The organism is Microcystis aeruginosa NIES-2549 (assembly GCF_000981785.2).
Classification (GTDB): Bacteria; Cyanobacteriota; Cyanobacteriia; order Cyanobacteriales; family Microcystaceae; genus Microcystis; species Microcystis aeruginosa_C.
Genome location: NZ_CP011304.1, coordinates 718,984 through 738,610 on the forward strand (window position 1 = coordinate 718,984; position 19,627 = coordinate 738,610).

17 protein-coding genes and 4 pseudogenes are annotated in these 19,627 nt (G+C 41.6%); 11 read left to right on the forward strand and 10 right to left on the reverse strand.

Translation table 11 applies throughout. From position 1 onward, the window contains the following. Positions 1 to 280 precede the first annotated feature (280 nt). Positions 281 to 1,645 carry an ATP-binding protein gene (locus myaer_RS03470; protein WP_046660968.1) on the reverse strand — a complete coding sequence of 455 codons (1,365 nt, stop codon included), beginning with the start codon at positions 1,643 to 1,645 and terminating at the stop codon, positions 281 to 283. Between the two features lie 243 nt (positions 1,646 to 1,888). Between myaer_RS03470 and myaer_RS03475 the strand changes: the two genes are divergently transcribed. Together myaer_RS03475 and myaer_RS03480 are read left to right on the forward strand one after the other, a co-directional pair. After that, complete coding sequence (locus tag myaer_RS03475) at positions 1,889 to 3,097, forward strand: RNA-guided endonuclease InsQ/TnpB family protein (protein ID WP_046660969.1); 1,209 nt, start codon at positions 1,889 to 1,891, stop codon at positions 3,095 to 3,097. Between the two features lie 24 nt (positions 3,098 to 3,121). Further along, a complete protein-coding gene (locus tag myaer_RS03480; RefSeq protein WP_046660970.1) occupies positions 3,122 to 3,814 on the forward strand; it encodes a response regulator transcription factor in 693 nt (230 codons plus the stop codon). A 294-nt stretch (positions 3,815 to 4,108) separates the two neighbouring features. On the opposite strand, the pseudogene myaer_RS03485 reads toward myaer_RS03480, so the two are convergent. From myaer_RS03485 to myaer_RS03510, 6 genes and pseudogenes are all read right to left on the reverse strand, one after another. Next, positions 4,109 to 5,223 (reverse strand): annotated as a pseudogene (locus tag myaer_RS03485) (ISAs1 family transposase). 191 nt (positions 5,224 to 5,414) lie between these two features. Further along, positions 5,415 to 5,600 carry a hypothetical protein gene (locus tag myaer_RS22630; RefSeq protein WP_071846410.1) on the reverse strand — a complete coding sequence of 62 codons (186 nt, stop codon included), beginning with the start codon at positions 5,598 to 5,600 and terminating at the stop codon, positions 5,415 to 5,417. Positions 5,601 to 6,135: 535 nt separating this feature from the next. After that, entirely contained in the window at positions 6,136 to 6,693 is a 558-nt protein-coding gene (locus myaer_RS03495) for a 50S ribosomal protein L25/general stress protein Ctc (protein WP_002781534.1), read from the reverse strand. A gap of 27 nt (positions 6,694 to 6,720) precedes the next feature. Beyond that, positions 6,721 to 8,064, reverse strand: a complete 1,344-nt coding sequence (locus myaer_RS03500) for an adenylosuccinate synthase (RefSeq protein WP_046660972.1) — start codon at positions 8,062 to 8,064, stop codon at positions 6,721 to 6,723. Between the two features lie 129 nt (positions 8,065 to 8,193). Continuing rightward, entirely contained in the window at positions 8,194 to 8,385 is a 192-nt protein-coding gene (locus tag myaer_RS03505) for a hypothetical protein (protein WP_046660973.1), read from the reverse strand. Between the two features lie 61 nt (positions 8,386 to 8,446). After that, positions 8,447 to 9,610 (reverse strand): LptF/LptG family permease, encoded by a 1,164-nt coding sequence (locus myaer_RS03510; RefSeq protein ID WP_046660974.1) that lies wholly within the window; start codon positions 9,608 to 9,610, stop codon positions 8,447 to 8,449. A 207-nt stretch (positions 9,611 to 9,817) separates the two neighbouring features. On the opposite strand from myaer_RS03510, the gene myaer_RS03515 reads away from it, so the two are divergent. The 5 genes from myaer_RS03515 to cobO all read left to right on the forward strand — a co-directional run bounded on the left by myaer_RS03515 (position 9,818) and on the right by cobO (position 14,200). Continuing rightward, the gene (locus tag myaer_RS03515) at positions 9,818 to 10,870 is read left to right on the forward strand and encodes a dipeptide epimerase (protein ID WP_046660975.1); all 1,053 of its coding nucleotides are present in this window, start codon (positions 9,818 to 9,820) and stop codon (positions 10,868 to 10,870) included. Continuing rightward, positions 10,863 to 11,906: a DUF1611 domain-containing protein gene (locus tag myaer_RS03520; RefSeq protein ID WP_046660976.1), complete on the forward strand. Its 1,044-nt coding sequence runs from the start codon at positions 10,863 to 10,865 to the stop codon at positions 11,904 to 11,906. Before myaer_RS03515 ends, myaer_RS03520 begins: the two co-directional genes overlap by 8 nt. Positions 11,907 to 12,018: 112 nt before the next feature. Beyond that, entirely contained in the window at positions 12,019 to 12,363 is a 345-nt protein-coding gene (locus myaer_RS03525) for a hypothetical protein (protein WP_002781516.1), read from the forward strand. Positions 12,364 to 12,863: 500 nt separating this feature from the next. Continuing rightward, the gene (locus tag myaer_RS03530) at positions 12,864 to 13,520 is read left to right on the forward strand and encodes a Uma2 family endonuclease (RefSeq protein WP_046660977.1); all 657 of its coding nucleotides are present in this window, start codon (positions 12,864 to 12,866) and stop codon (positions 13,518 to 13,520) included. 74 nt (positions 13,521 to 13,594) lie between these two features. Next, positions 13,595 to 14,200 (forward strand): cob(I)yrinic acid a,c-diamide adenosyltransferase, encoded by a 606-nt coding sequence (gene cobO / locus myaer_RS03535; protein WP_002767649.1) that lies wholly within the window; start codon positions 13,595 to 13,597, stop codon positions 14,198 to 14,200. Here cobO and myaer_RS03540 read toward each other — a convergent pair. Beyond that, positions 14,197 to 15,159, reverse strand: a pseudogene (locus tag myaer_RS03540) (aldo/keto reductase); the annotation flags it as partial. The gene cobO and the pseudogene myaer_RS03540 sit on opposite strands and share 4 nt — an antisense overlap. Before the next feature lie 47 nt (positions 15,160 to 15,206). On the opposite strand from myaer_RS03540, the gene myaer_RS21505 reads away from it, so the two are divergent. Continuing rightward, positions 15,207 to 15,434 (forward strand): hypothetical protein, encoded by a 228-nt coding sequence (locus myaer_RS21505; RefSeq protein WP_201262026.1) that lies wholly within the window; start codon positions 15,207 to 15,209, stop codon positions 15,432 to 15,434. Between the two features lie 260 nt (positions 15,435 to 15,694). Here the strand turns inward: myaer_RS21505 and myaer_RS21285 are convergent, their stop codons facing one another. Beyond that, positions 15,695 to 15,913: a hypothetical protein gene (locus tag myaer_RS21285; RefSeq protein ID WP_046660978.1), complete on the reverse strand. Its 219-nt coding sequence runs from the start codon at positions 15,911 to 15,913 to the stop codon at positions 15,695 to 15,697. 90 nt (positions 15,914 to 16,003) lie between these two features. On the opposite strand from myaer_RS21285, the pseudogene myaer_RS03560 reads away from it, so the two are divergent. Next, positions 16,004 to 17,191, forward strand: a pseudogene (locus myaer_RS03560) (RNA-guided endonuclease InsQ/TnpB family protein). A 606-nt stretch (positions 17,192 to 17,797) separates the two neighbouring features. On the opposite strand, the gene myaer_RS03565 reads toward myaer_RS03560, so the two are convergent. After that, on the reverse strand, positions 17,798 to 18,100 hold the full coding sequence (locus tag myaer_RS03565) for a hypothetical protein (protein WP_046660980.1): 303 nt from the start codon (positions 18,098 to 18,100) through the stop codon (positions 17,798 to 17,800). Between the two features lie 295 nt (positions 18,101 to 18,395). Here myaer_RS03565 and myaer_RS03570 point away from each other — a divergent pair. Together myaer_RS03570 and myaer_RS03575 are read left to right on the forward strand one after the other, a co-directional pair. Next, a pseudogene (locus tag myaer_RS03570) lies at positions 18,396 to 19,006 on the forward strand (DUF389 domain-containing protein); the annotation flags it as partial. 86 nt (positions 19,007 to 19,092) lie between these two features. Beyond that, positions 19,093 to 19,356 (forward strand): DUF3146 family protein, encoded by a 264-nt coding sequence (locus tag myaer_RS03575; protein ID WP_046660981.1) that lies wholly within the window; start codon positions 19,093 to 19,095, stop codon positions 19,354 to 19,356. Positions 19,357 to 19,627 lie beyond the last annotated feature (271 nt).

Sequence of the window (19,627 nt, forward strand, 5' to 3'; positions counted from 1 at the left end):
GCAAAAATCAGGGGTCAACCCGGGGGTAAATAGCCAAAATATAGGCTTTTTTGACGGTAAAAGCCCTATTTTTGCCTAAAAGTTGCGATGCCATCAACCCGGAGGGAGTTGATTCTGGACTAATTCGGGCCGCGATCAGGCACTGGTGGCGGTTTCAGGGTCGATCGAGATTGGACTTTGCGATCGATTAATCTAGAAGATAAAAATTCGCCGTTGCTTTCGTCCCATTTCGGAAGAAAGAAAGTTAAATTTTGTCATCTTTGGGCCGCTCAAGCTGGAACTAGGGTGAAATAGGCAGTTTGACGGTAAAGCTTGTTCCCTCACCCACTTGGCTATCTAGGGTGATTTCGCCACGGTGGAGTTCGACGCATTTTTTAACCACTGCTAACCCCAATCCCGTGCCAATAATATTTTCCACATTCTGACCCCGATAAAAGGGTTCATAGATCTTACCTCTATCTTCCTCGGCAATGCCGATCCCGTGATCCCGGACTTGAAAAACAATGCGATCGCTATCTTTCCCCAAAATCAAACTAATCCCTGCTCCCGTGGGGGAATATTTAATGGCATTTAAGAGTAAATTAGTTAAAATCGAGTAGAGCAGTTTCTCATCTAGATAAGGACGGCTCATCAATCCCTGACTGACAAATTTAATCGGGGTATTATTTTTATTAATAAATTGAAAATCCTCGACTAAATTTAAACAAAAAGCTTCAATATCGAGCGGCTCTAGCCGACAACTTAGATTTCCAGATTCTGCCCTTGTTAAAATTAAAATATCTGTTAAGAATTGATTCATTAGCTTGACAGAAGACTGGATTCTATATAGGTTTTTTCTGCTCGACTGATCTGCATCTTTTAAGCCACTTTCTAATAACTGGGAGGCGGAAAAAATAACGGTTAAAGGGGTTCTAAACTCATGGGATATCATTGAAAAAAGCTGAATTTTTAGATCAGAAAGTTCTTTTTCCTGTAGTAATAAACGATGAATTTTATCACTTTTTTGTCGCCGTTTCTCTTGCCAAAAAACTAAAAAATAAACTCCGCAAATAATCCCAAAACTGATAAAAGTTCCCAGTAACCCCAACAGAGAATTGTCGCGGATACTATCCCTAGAACTAGCGATGCTACTTCTTAAATTCCTTTTCTGACTAGCTTGTAAATAGGTAAGAAGATTTTGAAACTTATCCCGGATATCGACACTTTTAACCGTGATTGCATCTTGAAAAAGATCATCGGATTGATCGGATTTATAGGTAGCGATCGATTGATTAAATAGAGCAATTCGCCGATACATTAAATCCCCGATCTGAGTGACCATTTCCCGCTCGAAATCCGTGCCATTTTCTAATTGTTTAGCCAGGAGTTGCCAGTTAGATTGCATCAAAGCGATCGCCCGACGATGACGGCCCAATTCCCTAGGGCTGCCAGTTTTGATATAATCCCGTCTTCCCGATTCGGCCACCGCCATGTTAGCGTAAAGATTAGCGAGATTATCGATGATCTCGTAGGTAACTTCCACCTCAGCAGCGCGCTGACGCAGGGCGAGGGTATTGCGATAGGAAACTAGGCTAATAGTTCCCATCAATAAGACAGTTAGCCCGAAACCTCCCGCGATCCATTTTCCTTGTTTGAGCCAATTCATCAGCAGTTAACTGACACTATTTCCAGCTTACTCTATCTAAATGGAGCAAGAGGACTCCCGTTAAATTTCTCCTTAATTAAAAATATACCAGAAATTAACGGGAGATGAATTGCCCCCAGAATCTAAACTAACGCGACAGTGTTTCCTAATAAGGAAAGGCTTGATTCTCAAGGTATGTATGAGCTTGACATATTTAAGCGGTAAGTGTTATACTGAAAAGATAGCACAGATGGGATCAGGCTGATGTTAAATGTTTTAAAAGTGAGAATATACCCAAACAAAAAACAGGAACTAGCCTTAGCTAAAAACTTTGGTTGCGTCCGTTTTGTTTGGAATTACTACTTAAATAAAACTAACAATCAGTACCTAGAGACTGGTAAAGGAATGACCTACTGTGACATGGCAAAAGACCTTACCCAACTCAAGAAACAACTGGATTTTGAATGGTTAGCTGAGGCTACTGCTGCTACCTTGCAGCAATCATTGAAAAACTTAGAATCTGCTTTTAAGAACTTCTTCTCAAAAAGAACAAAATTCCCTAAATTTAAAAGTAAGCACAAAAAACAATCAATCCGTTATCCTGAAAGTTGTTCAATTAGAAATAAGGGAATTAAGCTACCTAAATTAGGGGTTGTAAAAGCTAAGATTTCTCAAGTAATAAATGGTAAGATTAAATCCGTAACTGTTTCTAAAACCAGTACAGATAAATATTTTGCTGCCATCTTGTTTGAGATGGATGACTCAACAACCATTGAAAAACTAAAAATATCAGGGATAGACCTAGGTTTATCTTCTTTAGTTACGGTTTTTGATGGTGAAACAACCTACAAGATTGACCCAATCAAACCTACCAGAAAATATGCTAAACGTTTAAAGCGGAGACAACAAGCATTGTCTCGTAAAGCCAAGGGGTCTAATAATCGCCAAAAAGCCATTAAGGAGGTAGCCAAGGTTCACGAAAAGATAGCAAATACTAGACAGGATTTTCTTCATAAACTCTCCAGAAAGTTATGCGATGAAAACCAAATCGTTGTAGCCGAGAATCTGAATATTAAAGGGTTAGCAAGGACTAAATTAGCCAAATCAATACATGACGCTGGTTTTGGTATGTTGCTTAATTTCTTGGATTACAAGCTAGAAAGAGAGGGAGGAAAACTTGTAGAAGTTGACAGGTTTTATCCGAGTACAAAGCTCTGTTCTTGCTGTGGATTTAAAAATGATTTGTTGACTCTCAGTATTCGTGAATGGATTTGTCCAGAATGTAAGACGCAGCACGATAGAGATGAAAACGCCGCCAAGAATTTAAGGGAAGAAGGTATGAGAATACTGTCAACAAATACCGATGGACAGTCGGAATTTCAAGCTTGGGGAGAAACTGTAAGACTCGTTGGTACTTGTACCGAAAAGCGGGTTTCTGTGAATCAAGAATCCCCTGTCACAGCGTCAGCTTAACGGCGGGAGTGTCAACTCTAGACCATGCGAATTTTAGTAGTAGAAGATGATATGCAACTAGCCGAGATTTTGCGAGAGGCATTGAGCGAGCGACAATACGTTGTCGATGTGGCTAGAGACGGAGAAGAAGGCTGGAATTGGCTAGAATTAGGCAAATATGACCTTTTAGTTCTCGATGTCACCCTGCCCAAATTAAGCGGAACTTTGCTCTGTCAACGTCTGCGACGAGCGGAATCCCATCATCCCGTCTCTGCTAATGCCACCGTTCCCGTTTTATTATTAACCGCAAGGGATACGGTAATCGATAAAATCGACGGATTAGACGCAGGGGCCGATGATTATGTCACTAAACCCTTTGATTTGGGCGAATTAATGGCGCGGATTCGGGCCTTGATCCGACGCGGTAGCAGCACCAGCAGTATTTTATTATCTTGGGGGGGTTTGCAGTTAAATCCCAGTACCCACGAGGCCAGTTATAACGGTCAACTTCTTTCCCTCACCCCCAAGGAATTCGCTCTCTTAGAATTACTTGTTACCCATGGACACCGGGTCTTAAGTCGATCGGGTATTATTGAGCGAGTTTGGTCTTTGGACGATTCTCCGGCCGAGGAAACCGTTACTTCCCATATTCGCGGTCTTCGTCACAAGCTAAAATCCCTCGGTGCGCCGGAAGACTTTATTGAAACCGTTCACGGTCTTGGTTATCGTTTAAAATAATAAACTAAGACCCATCTTAACCGCCTATCCTTAGATTAGCTGAATCTCCCCCCCTTGCCCCTAGGGCTGTTTCATTTAAATTAAGTACAGCTGATTTTGAGTCAATAAATTTGACTGAAGACTCTCAAGTTTATCTTTCTCTAACCAAAAGAGTTAGTCACAATAATTAATCTTTAATCTTCTGCCAATATTTATTACAAATAGATTGATAAAGGTTATCAAGCCACTAAAAGCCTATCTCTCGTGAAATTACCTGAGAGTACATCCTGTTAATTTAGCTAATTTTTCTGCTTCTTACGTCGATAAAACTATCAGTTTTTTCCAACGTTCAGCTAACCACCTCTGTCCCTCCGTTATTGAGAGAAAACCCAAACCTCTGAAAAGATTCAATCCTATAGTTGTGAGAATTGACCAATTGCTTGCTGCTTGAAAATCACTTATCTCGCTTTTATCTTCCTCAAAAATTACATCTTTTACCCAATGTAACTGATTTTCTATTTTCCAATGTCCTCGAATAATTTCAGCAAATACTTGGGCGGATGCGGTTAGGCTACTGATATAGTAAGCTGTTTCTTCATAAGTTTTATCCCCGCGACTACCCCTTCTTTCTACTTGAAAATTCGGCGCAGATTTTCAAACCCTTGTCTTTCATTTTTCCTCACTTTAAAAACTTCTATTTTTCTTGATATTTTTCGTCCATAACTATTATCTTGCTCAAGAAAAAAATTGGCTGGCTTTGAGGAACTACTCAGGTCTTGAATTCGCTGATCAAGATTTTTCTGATTTCCTTTAACCGTGATAACATAATCATTTTTACTCTTGATTATTAAGCTGATTGTTTTTTTCTGACAGTGTAAAGCATCGCCAGTAAATACTTTATTTGGGAGAGAGCAATCCTCGATTATAGCTTGACCTTCCTCGATTGCAGACCCTTTTTTATTTTCGATTCTTTTTAAGTGTAATACCAAGCCACTTTCTTGACTAAACAATGAGACAAATATCGTAAATTTTTGGTGAGCATTGTTAGGATTCTCTAGGGTATTTCTGAGACTTTTTCCATCTATGCCTAGCCAATTTATATCGGCTCTTTGTCCATATTCTTGTAATGCACATTCATTAATTACTCTTAACAAACTCTGCCATTCAATTCCCATCATTACCCTTCTAATTGTTGAATAGGATGGGACTCTTTCTGGAATTATGTTAAATTCTTGACTGAGCCTGTGCCGACCCTTCGACTTGGCTCAGGGCAAGTTATTTTTAGCAAACTCTCCTAGCTCTCTATAACCTGAGTATCCTAGCATTGTTCCCAGTATTATTACTACTAATACTATCCATAAAGGGTGTCTTTTTCCTTTATCTTTCCGAAAGTCCTTGACTTGTTTCAGTTTTTCTATTAAGCTCAACATATATTTTAAAGGTTGGCGGTCACTCCTCATTTTACAAAGACAGTGATCGCTTTTTTCTTAGCATAATCTGATAGTTTCATGTGAACTGCAATGTAAACTTGTACTAACTATATTAGCAGTTGTTTGCAGTCATTTGCATATATTTTTTACAAAACTTTACAATACTAAATCCGTTGAGTATAGGCTACATATCAGGAGAGGCACTGACTTGAAAATAGAAGCTGAAATAACGCAAATTCGTCAATCAGAATATTTTCATGTTTGGCGGTGCCAACTTTGGCATCAGGACTGACTTCTAACCCAATGTTGGCCAAAGATAAGCAAAAATTATTTATTGACTCCAAAAAATTGAGAATATTTAAATTAACATTTCGCAATATTTACAAATTCTTAAGAATTAATTGAGAAAGATTTTTATTTAACAACGATGTTGTAATGGTTACAGCGATTTGATAGAATTTCATAGTGGGTTATTTTGTGCTTTTTTGGACAGCAATGGTTGAAACCCTTGATAAACCTACAGGGTGACCCTAATTAAGACGGGTAAATCGGTCAATTTCACCCACAACGATGATCTTTTTTTTGTGTAGTTTTATTGCAAAGAAAAAGTTTTTTTGACAAAAAGCACAAAGTATGCAGTAGTAGTTATGGCTGGCTGAATAATGCTAAAACCCTTTTAAAATAAGGCTTTTGACCTGTTAAAATCCGATGTTCATGCTGCGAAAATAGGATTGAGACCTTCAACAACCTTGCATTATCCTTCTTCTAGTACAAAACCTGATACAAAAAAGGAAGGCAACAAAGCCTGAAACTCTTGCCTCCTGCCTCCTGCCTTGAAAGTGGGGAGATGGGGAAGCTGTCTCATCACCCCACTTCCCTATAACCCTATCACCCGACGACTGATCACTGAATTTACCGTTTAGCGGCAACAATGGCAAAAACGGTGGTATGGGGATCATCTTTTAAAGTCACCCCTTCCGGCATTTTTAAATCACCCACGAGCAGGGATTGCCCCACACCGATCCCCGACACATCAAATTCGATCACTTCCGGGATATTATCGGCAATACAGGAGACATTAACTTCGTTAACGAACTGTTCGATTAAACCGCCCTGTTTGGTTCCGATCGCTTCTCCTATGGCTTTAATGGGAACAACGATATCGAGCTTACCGTGGGCAGACACCGAGAAGAAACTGAGATGATAGAGATTTCTTTTCCAGGGATGAGATTGCACCTCTTGGATCAAAGCCTTTCCCGTCCAGGGCATTTCGGGAACATTCACATCCACCAGGGTATTATTTACCGAAGCCTTTTTCAGTAGGGTTAAGGCCGCTTTTTCTCCCACCACGAGGGAAACCGATTCCGTGCCGTTGTGGCCGTAGAGAACCGCTGGGATCAAACCCTGACGACGTAGGGCCCTGGGGTTAATATTTTCGGGTCTTTTTTGACATTCAACGCTAACTTGCATAGTTGACTAATCCTCTTTAGCAATGATTTAAAATTCGTAATTATCCCAAGGTGAGCCATTTTCGTCCAAAAGAGCGCGTTTTGGTCCGTGAATGGGGTCTTCAACGATAATAGTTTGGTCGCGACTAGCTCCTAGGGAGATAATAGCGATCGGTACTTCCATAATCGCCCCTAGGAATTTTAGATAATCGAGGGCCTGTTTAGGCAGCTCTTCCAGACTGCGACAATCACTGGTGGGTTGTTGCCACCCCGGCATCGTTCGGTAAATCGGTTGACAACGGGCGAATTCCCCGGCACTACTGGGTAGATGGCGACAGGTTTTGCCGTCCAATTCGTAGGCCACACAGACCTTGATTTCCTCTAGGGTATCGAGAACATCCAACTTGGTGATCGCTAGACAGTCTAAACCATTGATTCGCACTGCGTAACGACCGATAACCGCATCAAACCAACCACAGCGACGACGACGGCCGGTGGTAGTTCCGAATTCCGCCCCCCGATCGCACAATAACTGCTCGATCTCCCCCTCTAATTCCGTGGGAAATGGACCTTCCCCCACCCTAGTGGTGTAAGCTTTGGCCACACCGATCACTCGATCGATTACCGTCGGACCGATACCAGAACCCACACAAGCACCCCCAGCGATCGGATTGGAGGAGGTAACGTAGGGATAGGTTCCGTGATCGAGGTCAAGTAGGGTGCCTTGGGCCCCTTCAAAGAGAATATTCTTACGCTTGCGGATTGCTTCGTAGATTTTTAGGGAACTATCGACCACATGGGGACGCAGTTTCTCGGCATATTCTAGATATTCCTCGATCACCGTCTTCGGATCTAAAGGCGGTAAGTTATATAACTTTTCTAAAATGACGTTTTTATAATTGGTCGTCCATTCTAGTTTTTGCCGCAGATTCTCGGTATTCATCAAGTCGATGACTCGAATACCGATGCGCTCGGATTTATCGGCATAGGTGGGGCCAATACCCCTTCCCGTGGTGCCGATTTTATATTTACCCCGTTTTTCCTCGGATGCTTGATCGAGCAGCCGATGATAGGGCATAGTGACATGAGCCGTTTGCGAGATATAGAGATTGTCGGTAGTAACATTGAGGGCGTGTAATTGCGCCATCTCTTTGAGTAACACCGAGGGATCTATGACCGTTCCCGAGCCGATTATACATTCCGTATCTGGGTAGAGAATCCCGGAGGGAATTAGATGGAGTTTGAACGTTTGATCATCGACGACGACGGTATGACCCGCATTTACGCCACCTTGAGAACGCACCACCACATCCGCCGATCGACTCAGCAGATCCGTGATTTTTCCTTTTCCTTCGTCGCCCCACTGAGCGCCGATTACAATAACGTTAGCCAAGGTAATCTTAGTCTAGCTAAAGTTCACACAAACTCCTATTATCTCTCTTGGCGAATACAACTGTCAAGTTATCTCTCTTCGCTAATTGCGGGGAGAAGGCGAGGGGAAAACTCGCCTATTTTCAGGGTTTTAAGAGGGAGATTGACCTTCCCGACTGATTTGACGCTCGATAGTTTCGATAGCGGCATTTAATCCCGCTAGACGGGTTTCGAGGTCGTCGCGCATCCATTTGAGGAATGTTAATTTACGCTCTTGATATTCTTGGCGGGAAGTGCTGCCACAGGAAGTGCTGCCACAAGTGTTAAAGAAGAAGGGAAACATAGATCTAAGGGGCCTGCTATAACTCTACGTCTCCTATCTTGACGAAAATTTTTAAAAAAGTCTAACCGTTAAGTCGCCATAATAACCAGAGACCCAACCCAAAACCGAAAAAGTTAGGCAGCCAGGCGGCCAGGAAGGGGGAAAGGGTGGCGGTTAGTCCCAAGCTGCCCACTAAGAAGTTTAAAAGATAGTAGAGAAAAACAATAGCGACGCTGAGACCGAAACTGGTTCCCCGACCGATTCTTTGCGGTAGAGAACCCAAGGCACAGCCGATGGTAGCAAAGACGATGCAGACAAAGGGAAAGGCGATTTTTTGCTGAATTCGCACTTGAAAAAATCTGACTCTCTTATCATCGCCACTGAGTTTGAGCAGTTGCACATATTCGATCGCCTGTGGTATGTTCATCTCGTAGGGATCGCGGCTTTGACGAGCAAAATCGAAAGCGGAGCGAGATAAAGCGATTTTTTCGGCTTTAAAGGGGATAACTTGACTATAGGAGGCGTTAGGGGGGGTTAATTCATAGATAATGCCGTTAAAAAAGTCCCAGACGTTATCGACGGCATTCCAACGGGCCGAATCGGCGATAATAATTTGATTTAATTCTTGTTTTAGCCAACGGATAACGGTGACGGTTTTCATTTTTTCGCCGTCAAATTGTTCGGCATAAAATAAACTTCTTAAATTGCGATTAATCGTACCATTTTCTAGGGTTTTTATTTCATAATCGGGATAATAAAAGTCTTTATTTCGCCAAAAGCTTGCCTCTTTATTAATTTTCTGTACTAAAATTTCTGTGGCTCGATAATTAGCATTGGGAACCACATATTCGTTTAATAAAAATGTCACTACTGTAACTATTAAACTCAGGCAAAAAGTGGGTATAAAAAGACGGTAAAGAGTGACTCCACAGCTTTGTAGGGCAACGGTTTCGCTATCACTACTTAAACGTCCGTAGGTGATTAAAGTGGCTAGTAAAAGAGAAACTGGCAGGGAATAGGTGACAAATTCTGGCACTTTTAACAGGAGAATTTCTAGGGCCGAAGCGAGGGGGAGATTGGCATCAACTACCTGATTAGCTAAATCGGAAAGATTGCCGATCGCTACTCCCAAAGAGGCAAATAAACCAACACTAAATAAAAATGGGGGTAGTAGTTGGCTGATCAGATAGCGATCAATGAGGGCAATACCTCCATTTACCCAGTAAGAAATCTTTTTCTTAATCATTGATTTTGGTTAACTCACTCCTATTTCATCCCATTTCCTAACCCGCAGCCGTCTTGCCTATACCTTCGGTTAGCCTATCATATTTTGTCTTTGACGAAAAACACCGCCAGAAGTTGTATGATTGCGGGGAGAGTGGACAGAAGCAAGGATTTGGGTAAGTGTAGATAATTTTTCTGTTCCTATTCCCCGATCATCCCCAGGTGAATTATGCTGCTAAACTGGCAAACTTTTACTATTCATAAACGAGTACCTTTAACGATTAGTCGCGGCACTACCAGCGAAAATACTAATATTTGGCTGAAAATTAGCCAGGAAAATATCGAAGGGTGGGGAGAGGCGTCCCCTTTTGATATTACCAGCGAGGAGAAAAAACCCGCTAAAATCCTGCAAGAATTAAACTCGATCGCTCCTATTTTACAATCTTTTCATCCCTGTCAACGCCAAGAAATTGAAAAAATTTTATGGCAAAATCAGATATCTTCGGCTACTCGTGCCGCTATTGACACGGCGCTGCACGACTGGTTAGGCAAAAAAGCTAATTTACCTCTTTGGCAAATTTTTGGACTCGATCGCTCTTTAATTCCGCCGGTTTCTGTTACTATCGGTTTAAATTCTCCGGAAAATGTGCAGAAAAGGCTGTTAGATTGGCTAGAAATTGGCGATTTTAGCTTATTAAAAGTCAAATTAGGCTCACCAGACGGTATAGAAGCCGATCAAGCCATAATTCTGGCCATTAAAGAAATTGTCCCCCATTTGCCCCTAACTGTCGATGCTAATGGTGGTTGGACATTTAGGGATGCGGTGAAAATGTGCCAATGGTTAGAGGAAAAAGGCGTTATTTATGTGGAACAACCCCTATCCGTGGGACAAGAACGAGATTTAATTGATTTATACCAAAAATCGCCCCTACCTATCTTCGTCGATGAAAGCTGTTTTTCTAGTCAAGATATCCCGAAACTGGCCGATCGAGTCCACGGCATTAATATTAAACTAATGAAAGCTGGCGGATTAGCCGAAGTGCAGAGAATGATTCATATTGCCCAAGCTTGCCGACTGCAAATTATGTTCGGATGTTACTCTGACAGCAGTTTAGCCAATACTGCCCTAGCACATCTTGGCCCGCTTGTCAACTATCTTGACCTAGATAGTCATTTAAATTTACGCGATGATCCCTTTACGGGATTAAGCTTAGAAAAGGGACGTTTACAACCAAATAATTCACCCGGTTTGGGTGTTAGTTTACGGACAAAAGATGGCTAATTATTTGACTCCTGACAAGAAAGTAGCGATTCTTCTCCACGAAGGAATCAAAGGAACTCGCGGCAAAACTGGGTTAAGTTATCTGCGTTACGGAAAAGCGCAGGTAGTGGCGATTATTGACTCAGAAAGCGCCGGCAGCGCCTTAAAAGAAGTGGCTGGAATCGATCGCCCCTTGCCGATTGTTGCTAGTGTTAGGGAAGCTCTAACCTATCATCCCGACACCCTGTTAATTGGTATCGCACCCTCAGGAGGCATTTTACCCCCCCATTGGCTAGAAGAAATCAAAGAGGCGGTAAAAGCAGGGTTATCCCTCGTTAATGGTCTCCATACACCCCTAAAACCCCTTTTTTCTCAGCTTAAACCGGATCAATGGATTTGGGATATCCGTCTGGAACCCCAAGGCTTAAAAATTGGGCAAGCGCGGGCGAAAAATTTAACCTGTCAGCGTATTCTAACGGTAGGGACGGATATGAGTGTGGGCAAAATGTCCACTAGCATCGAATTACACCGAGTTGCCTCAGAAAAAGGGCTAAAATCGCAATTTTTAGCCACTGGACAGGGGGGAATTATGATCGCGGGAAAAGGTGTACCCTTGGATGCAGTGCGCGTCGATTATGCTGCTGGTGCGATCGAGGCTTTGGTGTTAGAATCGGCGGAAAATAACGATATTTTGTTTATTGAGGGTCAAGGTTCCCTTTTACACCCCGGATCCACCGCTACCTTGCCCTTAATGCGTGGCAGTCAACCGACGGGGTTAATTCTCGTCCATCGTGCCGGACAAATTCATATCAAAGATTTACCCGATATTCCCATCCCTCCCCTAACGGAAGTGATTAAACTCTACGAAATGACTGCCAGCGCTGGGGGAAGTTTTGGAGAGGTGAAGGTAAAGGGGATTAGTTTAAATACTTTTCATCTTAATCCGGAGGCGGCAGTTAAAGCTATAGAAACCGTGCAGGAGGAAACGGGGTTATTTTGTACAGATGTTGTTCGTTTTGGCGGTCAAGGGTTATTATCAGTGATCAGTAAACAGTGATCAGTTAATGACTCCTGTTATCCTAAAAACGGCGATAGATGGGGAGTTTTGCCTTGCTAAATCAGCAAATAGGGATAAAATCAAAACAAATTAGTTTTTCGGCGACCATATCATGTTAACCCCATCGGATAGTAAATTATCTAAGCAGCAGCAGATTCTCTCGGCTGTTTCCGAAGAAGAACAGCTTAAACAGCAACGGATTCAGGAAGTGCTATTGTTAATAGATAGTTTATTCCAAAGAGAGGAAACGACTTTTAGAATTATCATCGACTGTCTTTACGATGTGGGTTCGTTAAATTTAATTAATAAAAAGTTTCATCGTCGTTACTTAAATTTTATTATGAAAGCTATCGCTCGTTTTTCTAAGCCTATATTCAGAATTTATGCTCTCTATTGGGTGAAAAAAAATAGCCCGAAATTAATTACTAATTGGTTGGCTAGTAAGGTTAAATTCTAGCCAAGTAAGTAACTGGTTCTAATTAAATTGAAGATATATCCCCCCTTGATCCCCCCTTAATAAGCTATCCATTAGTCACATCTTTCTTAACATAAAATTTGACAAAAAGAGAAAAGTGTGCAAGATGGCTCAAGGGGGTTCTATGGGGGGACTAATTTGATGAGATAGTTTCCAAGTCTGGCTGATATCATGTAACCTTCGCAGTCCACAACCACTTTTTAAAACAAAATGATAGCGTTCTATCAACCGGGAGTATCTCACCTTTACAATGAGTAGAAATGCTTAATGAGATCAATAAAAAAGTTAAAAAAGGCAACCATTTAGATAGACACAGCGATGACGAAGGACTTGCGGTACATTACCAGATTCCGGGAGCATCTCACCTTTGTAACCCCTAAATCAGATTTTATGTCAAGCTATTTTGAAAGCCTTGCTAGAAACCAGTTTTAGGGACAAGTATAATTACTCACTTGCATAAATGAGATGCTCCCGATTTACACCTGCAACAGATCATAATTCTCCTCAATTGTCTAGAATTATTATGGCAAGAGAAAAACGATTACTACGCTTCCGGTAATCTGACTATCTACTATAACGAAGAACAACTGAAAAAGCGCGATTTCTGCGGTCCTGATTTTTTTGTGGTTTTAGATACAGAAAAACGTCCCCGCAAAAGTTGGGTGGTTTGGGGAGAACAGGGAAAATATCCCAATGTAATCGTCGAGATTCTTTCCGATTCTACGGCCAATATTGACCGCAATAAAAAGAAAATTCTCTACCAAAATACTTTTCGCACTCCTAATTATTTTTGGTTCTATCCTAATAGCTTAGAATTGCAAGGATTTAGACTAATTGAGGGACAATATCAAGCTATTTCTGCCAATGACCGGGGTTATCTATGGAGTGAACAGTTAGGATTATATTTAGGCATATTTGACCGTAAACTGCGTTATTTTACCGCCGATGGTCAATTGGTTCCCACTCCCCAAGAAGCTGAATTACAGCAAAGACAAGCAAAGGAACAGATTCTTTTAGAAAAGGAACAGGAACGACAGGCAAAAGAACAGGCTCTTTTAGAAAAAGAACAAGAACGACAAGCCAAGGAAAGATTAGCGGCAAAATTACGAGAATTAGGCATCAATCCCCAGACAGTTTAGCCGGTTAAAATCTGCAAACAGCACTCGATAACCCCTTGAGTTACAATTATCTTGATTTGACTGGATAGACCCGAATGCAACTCACTCCCGAACAATACAAAGAAAAAATGCAGCGCCGCAAGGCAATCCAAGAGGAACGTTTAGCCGAAAAAATCGCTGAAAAAGGTTTAATTATCGTTAATACCGGCGATGGCAAGGGAAAAACCACGGCAGCCCTCGGCATGGTTTTACGTTCCCTCGGTCATGGTTACAAAGTGGCGGTGGTACAATTCATCAAAGGTGCTTGGGAACCTGCCGAACAAAAGATTTTTAGTGTTTGGGGGGAACAAATCGAGTTTTATGCTATGGGGGAAGGTTTCACCTGGGAAACCCAAGATAGAGAAAGAGATATAGAGAAAGCCCAAGAAGCGTGGCAAAAAGCCCTAACTTTTCTCGAAAATCCCCAATATAAATTAATTTTACTCGATGAGATCAATATCGCCCTTAAATTCGGTTATCTGGATATTCAGGAAGTTATCGCTGGTTTAGCCCGAAAACCCGCTAATTGTCACGTTATTCTCACTGGTAGAGGAGCTTTACCCGAATTAATCGAGATAGCGGATTTAGTCACAGAAATGAAGTTAATTAAACATCCCTTTCGTCAACAGGGAGTGAAAGCGCAACCCGGCATCGAATTTTAACTACTGCTTAAGCGTTGTACCATTTCTCCCGACAATAATCGATGAGTTTCGGCGAGAAGATAGGGAATTTTATCAGCGTGGGGACTAGCGGCTAAACAGGCAGTTAAATCGAGTTTTTCCACCTCTTTTGCCTGTTGACCGGGGAACCAATGACCCCCATTCCCCAAGAGATTGTATCTGGCCTTGGCAAAGTCGATCATATCGTAGGCGATAGCGAGATTGCGTAACCAGAGGATAGAACGAATATTAATCTGATTGGGGGTATTTTCCCAGCTAGGTAAACCCAAAGACCAAGTTTTTACCCAATTATCGCCTAAACAGTTGATCATCTCCCCTTGCAATCTCTCGATAATTGGCGGTAAAATCTCCTCGGCTCGATCGAGTAAAGGTAAAGTTTTCAGGTGTTCATCAAAATCTGTGGGTTGCGCTGCACCGATACTCAGGGTATGGACGGCCGGATGACTGAGACAGAATAGGTCATTAAAAACCATCGGACTGAGAGGAGAACAGAGAGCCACGAGCTTAGGGGGAGGATTGTAGAGATGGCCGCCCTTATCGGAGGGACTAATGATAAAAACCCCCATATCGTGCTGTTTTGCCGCTTCTATGGCCGGCCAGTTATTCTGAAAAATATAGTACCAGTGCAGATTGAGGTAATCGTAACAATTTGTTGCAATAGTCTTGACAATTACATCAGTTAGTGCATGGGTGGAGAAACCGATAAAACGAACTTTTCCCTGTTACTGTAATTTTTTCGCCTCTTGCCAACAACCGCCCTCGGCCATAGTATAATCGAGAATTTCAGCCGTGTTGATGCCATGGATACCCAACAAATCCACATAATCTAACCGTAAAAATTGCAGGGATTGCTCAAATTTACGGCGAAATTCCCGCACATCTTGACTAGGAGAAACTTTCGTCTGCACGATAATCTTATCCCTCGGTAGTTGCGGCAAAATTATTAGAGAAAAAAGACAAGCACTTTGTTTTAAGGGTAAAAAATGATATGAAGCTAGAAATGCTGGAAAATGGTCAGAGCAAGCTAGGAGCAGAAAAAAGAGAAGTAGAGGTAAGAATCGTTGAGTTTTGTGATCTAGAAAGTCAAAGTGAATTTCGGATAGCGACGGACTTACCCTTAGAAGGAGAAGGGGGGGTACGGGGGGAGAAATTGCCGAAATGTATCGACAAAGATGGCAAATATAACTTCTTTGGAAGTTCTTACAAATGCACCTAAAGCTTGACCGTTTAATCACAAAAAACGAGAGAGGAATTCGGATACAAATTTATAGCTGTATCATCGCTTATTTAATTTTGCAGCTAATAGATATTGAAGAAGTATTTGGCAAAAGCTTATTAGATAAATTGCGCTATTTACAGAGTTTTATGTGTCAACATATCAGCTATGTACACTGGTTTAGGAAAATTGTCTATTCAATCTGAAAAATGGCGTTCTGGGGTTGTCATGTTCTTAAATGTAAAGTTTTGTTACGAGATTCAACATTTCTGGATAATATCATGTCGTTTTAGTATTTGCAGTTCCTTAGCTTCTATCGTTCCTATGTTAAAGAAGTGTGTATTTGATAAGCCGATTCCGTAATGCCAAAGTTCCTTATCTTGTTCCCACCATTTGACAAGCTTGTCGTAATATTCACTATCTGGATTAACGGTTTCTTCAATGCGTATAATTAATCGTGCGATTTCTGAAGCTGTCATCGAAAATTTGGGTCTGAAACCCCGCCGTTTTACGACGGCTTTACCGTTAAATATTAGCGCATTTACACGATATATGCTAAAATGTGAGACATGGAAAAAGCCTATTCTTACCGATTTTACCCAACACCCGAACAAGAGTCGCTATTGCGGCGCACTTTGGGCTGTGTAAGATTAGTTTACAATAAGGCTCTCCATCTCAGAACACAAGCATGGTACGAAAAGCAAGAAAGAGTAGGCTACGCTCAAACTTCTTCAATGTTGACCGAGTGGAAAAAACAAGAAGAATTAGAGTTTTTAAACGAAGTTAGCTGTGTACCCTTACAACAAGGGTTAAGACATTTACAAACAGCTTTTACTAATTTCTTTGCTGGTCGTACTAAGTATCCTAACTTTAAGAAAAAACATCAAGGAGGAAGTGCCGAATTTACCAAATCTGCTTTTAAATTTAAATACAAACAAATCTATTTAGCCAAATGCACAGAACCTTTACCTATTCGATGGTCAAGACAAATACCAGACGGATGTGAACCAAGCACAGTAACAGTCAGATTACATCCTTCTGGACGTTGGCATATCTCAATAAGATTTGATGACCCAACAATTAAGCCATTACCAGTAACAGATAAAGCCATTGGAATTGACTTAGGAATTAGTAGCCTCGTGATTACCAGCGATGGCGATAAAGTATCTAATCCCAAGCATTTTAAGAAACATTATCGGAGACTGCGAAAGGCCCAAAAAAGCCTTTCTAGAAAACAGAAAGGGTCAAAAAATCGGGAAAAAGCGAGAATCAAAGTAGCCAAGATTCACGCTCAAATCACCGATAGCAGAAAAGACCATTTACATAAGCTAACCACTCAATTAGTTCGTGAAAACCAAACGATTGTAGTTGAGAATTTAGCCGTTAAGAATATGGTCAAAAACCCCAAGTTATCTCAGGCAATATCTGATGTAAGCTGGGGAGAAATCACTCGACAATTAGCCTATAAATGCCGTTGGTACGGCAGAAATTACATCGAAATAGATAGATGGTTTCCCAGTTCTAAAAGATGTAGTAATTGCGGGTATATTGCTGAAAAAATGCCGTTAAATGTTCGAGAATGGGATTGTCCAGACTGTGGAACACACCATGACCGAGATATTAACGCCAGTAAAAACATTTTGGCCGCAGGGCTTGCGGTGTCAGTCTGTAGAGCGACCTGATGACCAGAACAGAGTAAATCTGTTAAGGCAGGTGCGAAAAATCCTTCGGGAAAGAAGCAGAAACTCAAATCGTGAGGTTTGGGAATCGCCGTCCGTTTACGGCGGTGAGGATGTCAAAAATATCCTCAGTGGTGCAGAAAACCTATCAAAGACTTGCTGTACAAGGAGTCCGAATTAGATAGCGGGTTGGCAGGAGGAACAACTTTATGAGATGCTTAAGTTCCGCAACTAAAAGACATCGCTAGGTCAGCCTTGGTCTTTGGATACTAAACTATTTGAACCACTAAGTCAATCAGGGTAAGCGCTTCTTAACAATCCTTGACAAAATGAACTTTATGTGAGTTGCTTATCCCATTTTTCTTTATTAGTGGCAGGCATCCTACACGCCTTTCCCTTTTTGGGAGAGGGGTTGGGGGTGAGGGTAATTAACCATCTCTGCCATTACTTTAGAAAAATGGTAAGTAGGTGGGTGGAATTAAATATAAAATGAACGTAGGTTGGGCTGAAGCATGAAACCCAACTCCCGCTCATGTTACGCTACCGCTAACCCATCCTACAAATAATTGTGCCTACCTACTTATTATGGCCTTTTGTCAACGGGGAAGTCCAAATATTCAGCCAACCCTAAATAAATCCGAGCGAGAATCATTCTCAATGGGGGGAAAACTTCTGGGGAAGAAATTAGAAAACATCACCTAGACGGGCATATTCTAAAATTGACTGGCTGAGAGCATCGCGATCATCGCGGCTGAGATAATAATTCCGGCCGCCGATATCATTGAGAAATCGCAGTAGGGCAAGACAAGCGGACTCTAGATCCGCCCGGTGTCGGGCAGCCGCTAAAGCTTGTTCAGAGGTGGCATAAACTAGGCAATCGCTAATTCCTTCCCTGCCATCCACTCGCCAACATTGAAAAGAATAACCCTGCATTTCTAGGATCAATTCAATCTGCCAGCCGTGATAGTCAAGTCGCGTATAAATCATCTCAAGCAGCCCCGTTTAGGAGAGGAAAGTCACAGGTTTGACCGCTCTGATTGTCTAGAAGTCCTGCACCTGTCTAACTTTCTAATTTAATGGATGATTATGGAAACCCGCTGCAAACTTCGTGCAGATTTCGTGCAGAAATGATTTTGTCTACTGTCCCAAGGCAGATAAGCCATTAAGCATTTAAATTGCTTGTTGAGATGAGGCAAGAGGCAACAGGCAAGAAGCAAAACCCCCCTCAAACCCTAGGGCTGTTTCATTCTCCCATCAGAATATCAAAAGTAAAGACGATCACTCTCAACCGAATCTTTTAGATTTAGGAGTAGCAATTACGGCGGGGCAATCAGTGGTTATGCCAAAATAGAACCGAAAATTTCAGGTACTTTAGCGGAAACAGCAATCGCCGTGGCTTTAATGCCGCCAGTTTGTCCGATTGGTTTAGGATTATCCCAAGGGAATTGGGTGCTGAGTTGGGGGGCAACTCTGTTATATATTACCAATTTATTAGGCATTGCTCTCTCCTGTTTGTTGGTATTTTTGCTGGCAGGTTATTCTAATTTTCATCGGGAGCGTAATGCGATAGTTTTAACTTCTATCCTGACAGCAGTTTTGCTAATTCCATTAGGAATAAGTTTTGCAACTCTGTCCAATCAAGCTCGCTTAGAAAGGCTGCTCAAAAAAGCTTTATTACAACGAACGATTACTTGTCAACGGGCAGAATTATTGGAATCTTCGATTAATTGGCTCAAGCAACCTCCCTGGGTGAGATTAGTAGTGAGAACCTCCGAAAGTATTACCCCCAGACAGGTAGAATTGTTGGAAGAATTCATTACTAAGGAAATGGGGCGACCTTTTCAATTAAATGTCTTGGTTTCTAAGGTTAATGAAGTTACTGCCCCAGAATAAAGTCGAAAAAATTAGCGCAAGTAATGACAAACAAGGATTAATTCGCTATCTTAATGTTGGATATTTAATCTATAGGTAGGGTTCAGGTGAGTAGTGGCAATCGACCAGAAAGTACGGCTTATGTGCGGATAATTAAGCAATCTTGGCAAACGGGGAAATTAGAGGGAGAAGTGCGGACGGAACAATATCAATGGCGGTTTCAATGGCATTTTCTTCAAGGTAAGTTATTAGTACAACCGTCCCTAGGTAGGGCTTTGATTTTTGAACCCTTGAATCGGTTTTTAGAACGCTACGATTATCAATTAGAACCGGGAGGAGATTATCAATTTACAGTGCGATCAAAATTGTAAAGATGGGGTATTGAATTACAGCTTTTCTCCTCAAGATGGAGTTTAACCTAATTTGGCCTCATCGGCCGATGACCGACTCCCTAAAAGGAAAATTTTGTACCTCATCATTAAGATAACAGCCTATTGATCAAGAGAAATTGACGGTTGAGGGACAACCCGGCCGAGATACTAGATTTTTATAGGAAGTTTTTTGATTTAAATCCCACCGGTTAGGCTAAAATTCGGCCATAGCAAAGCGTTATATTAACGATAAGAATTTTTAGGAACAAGG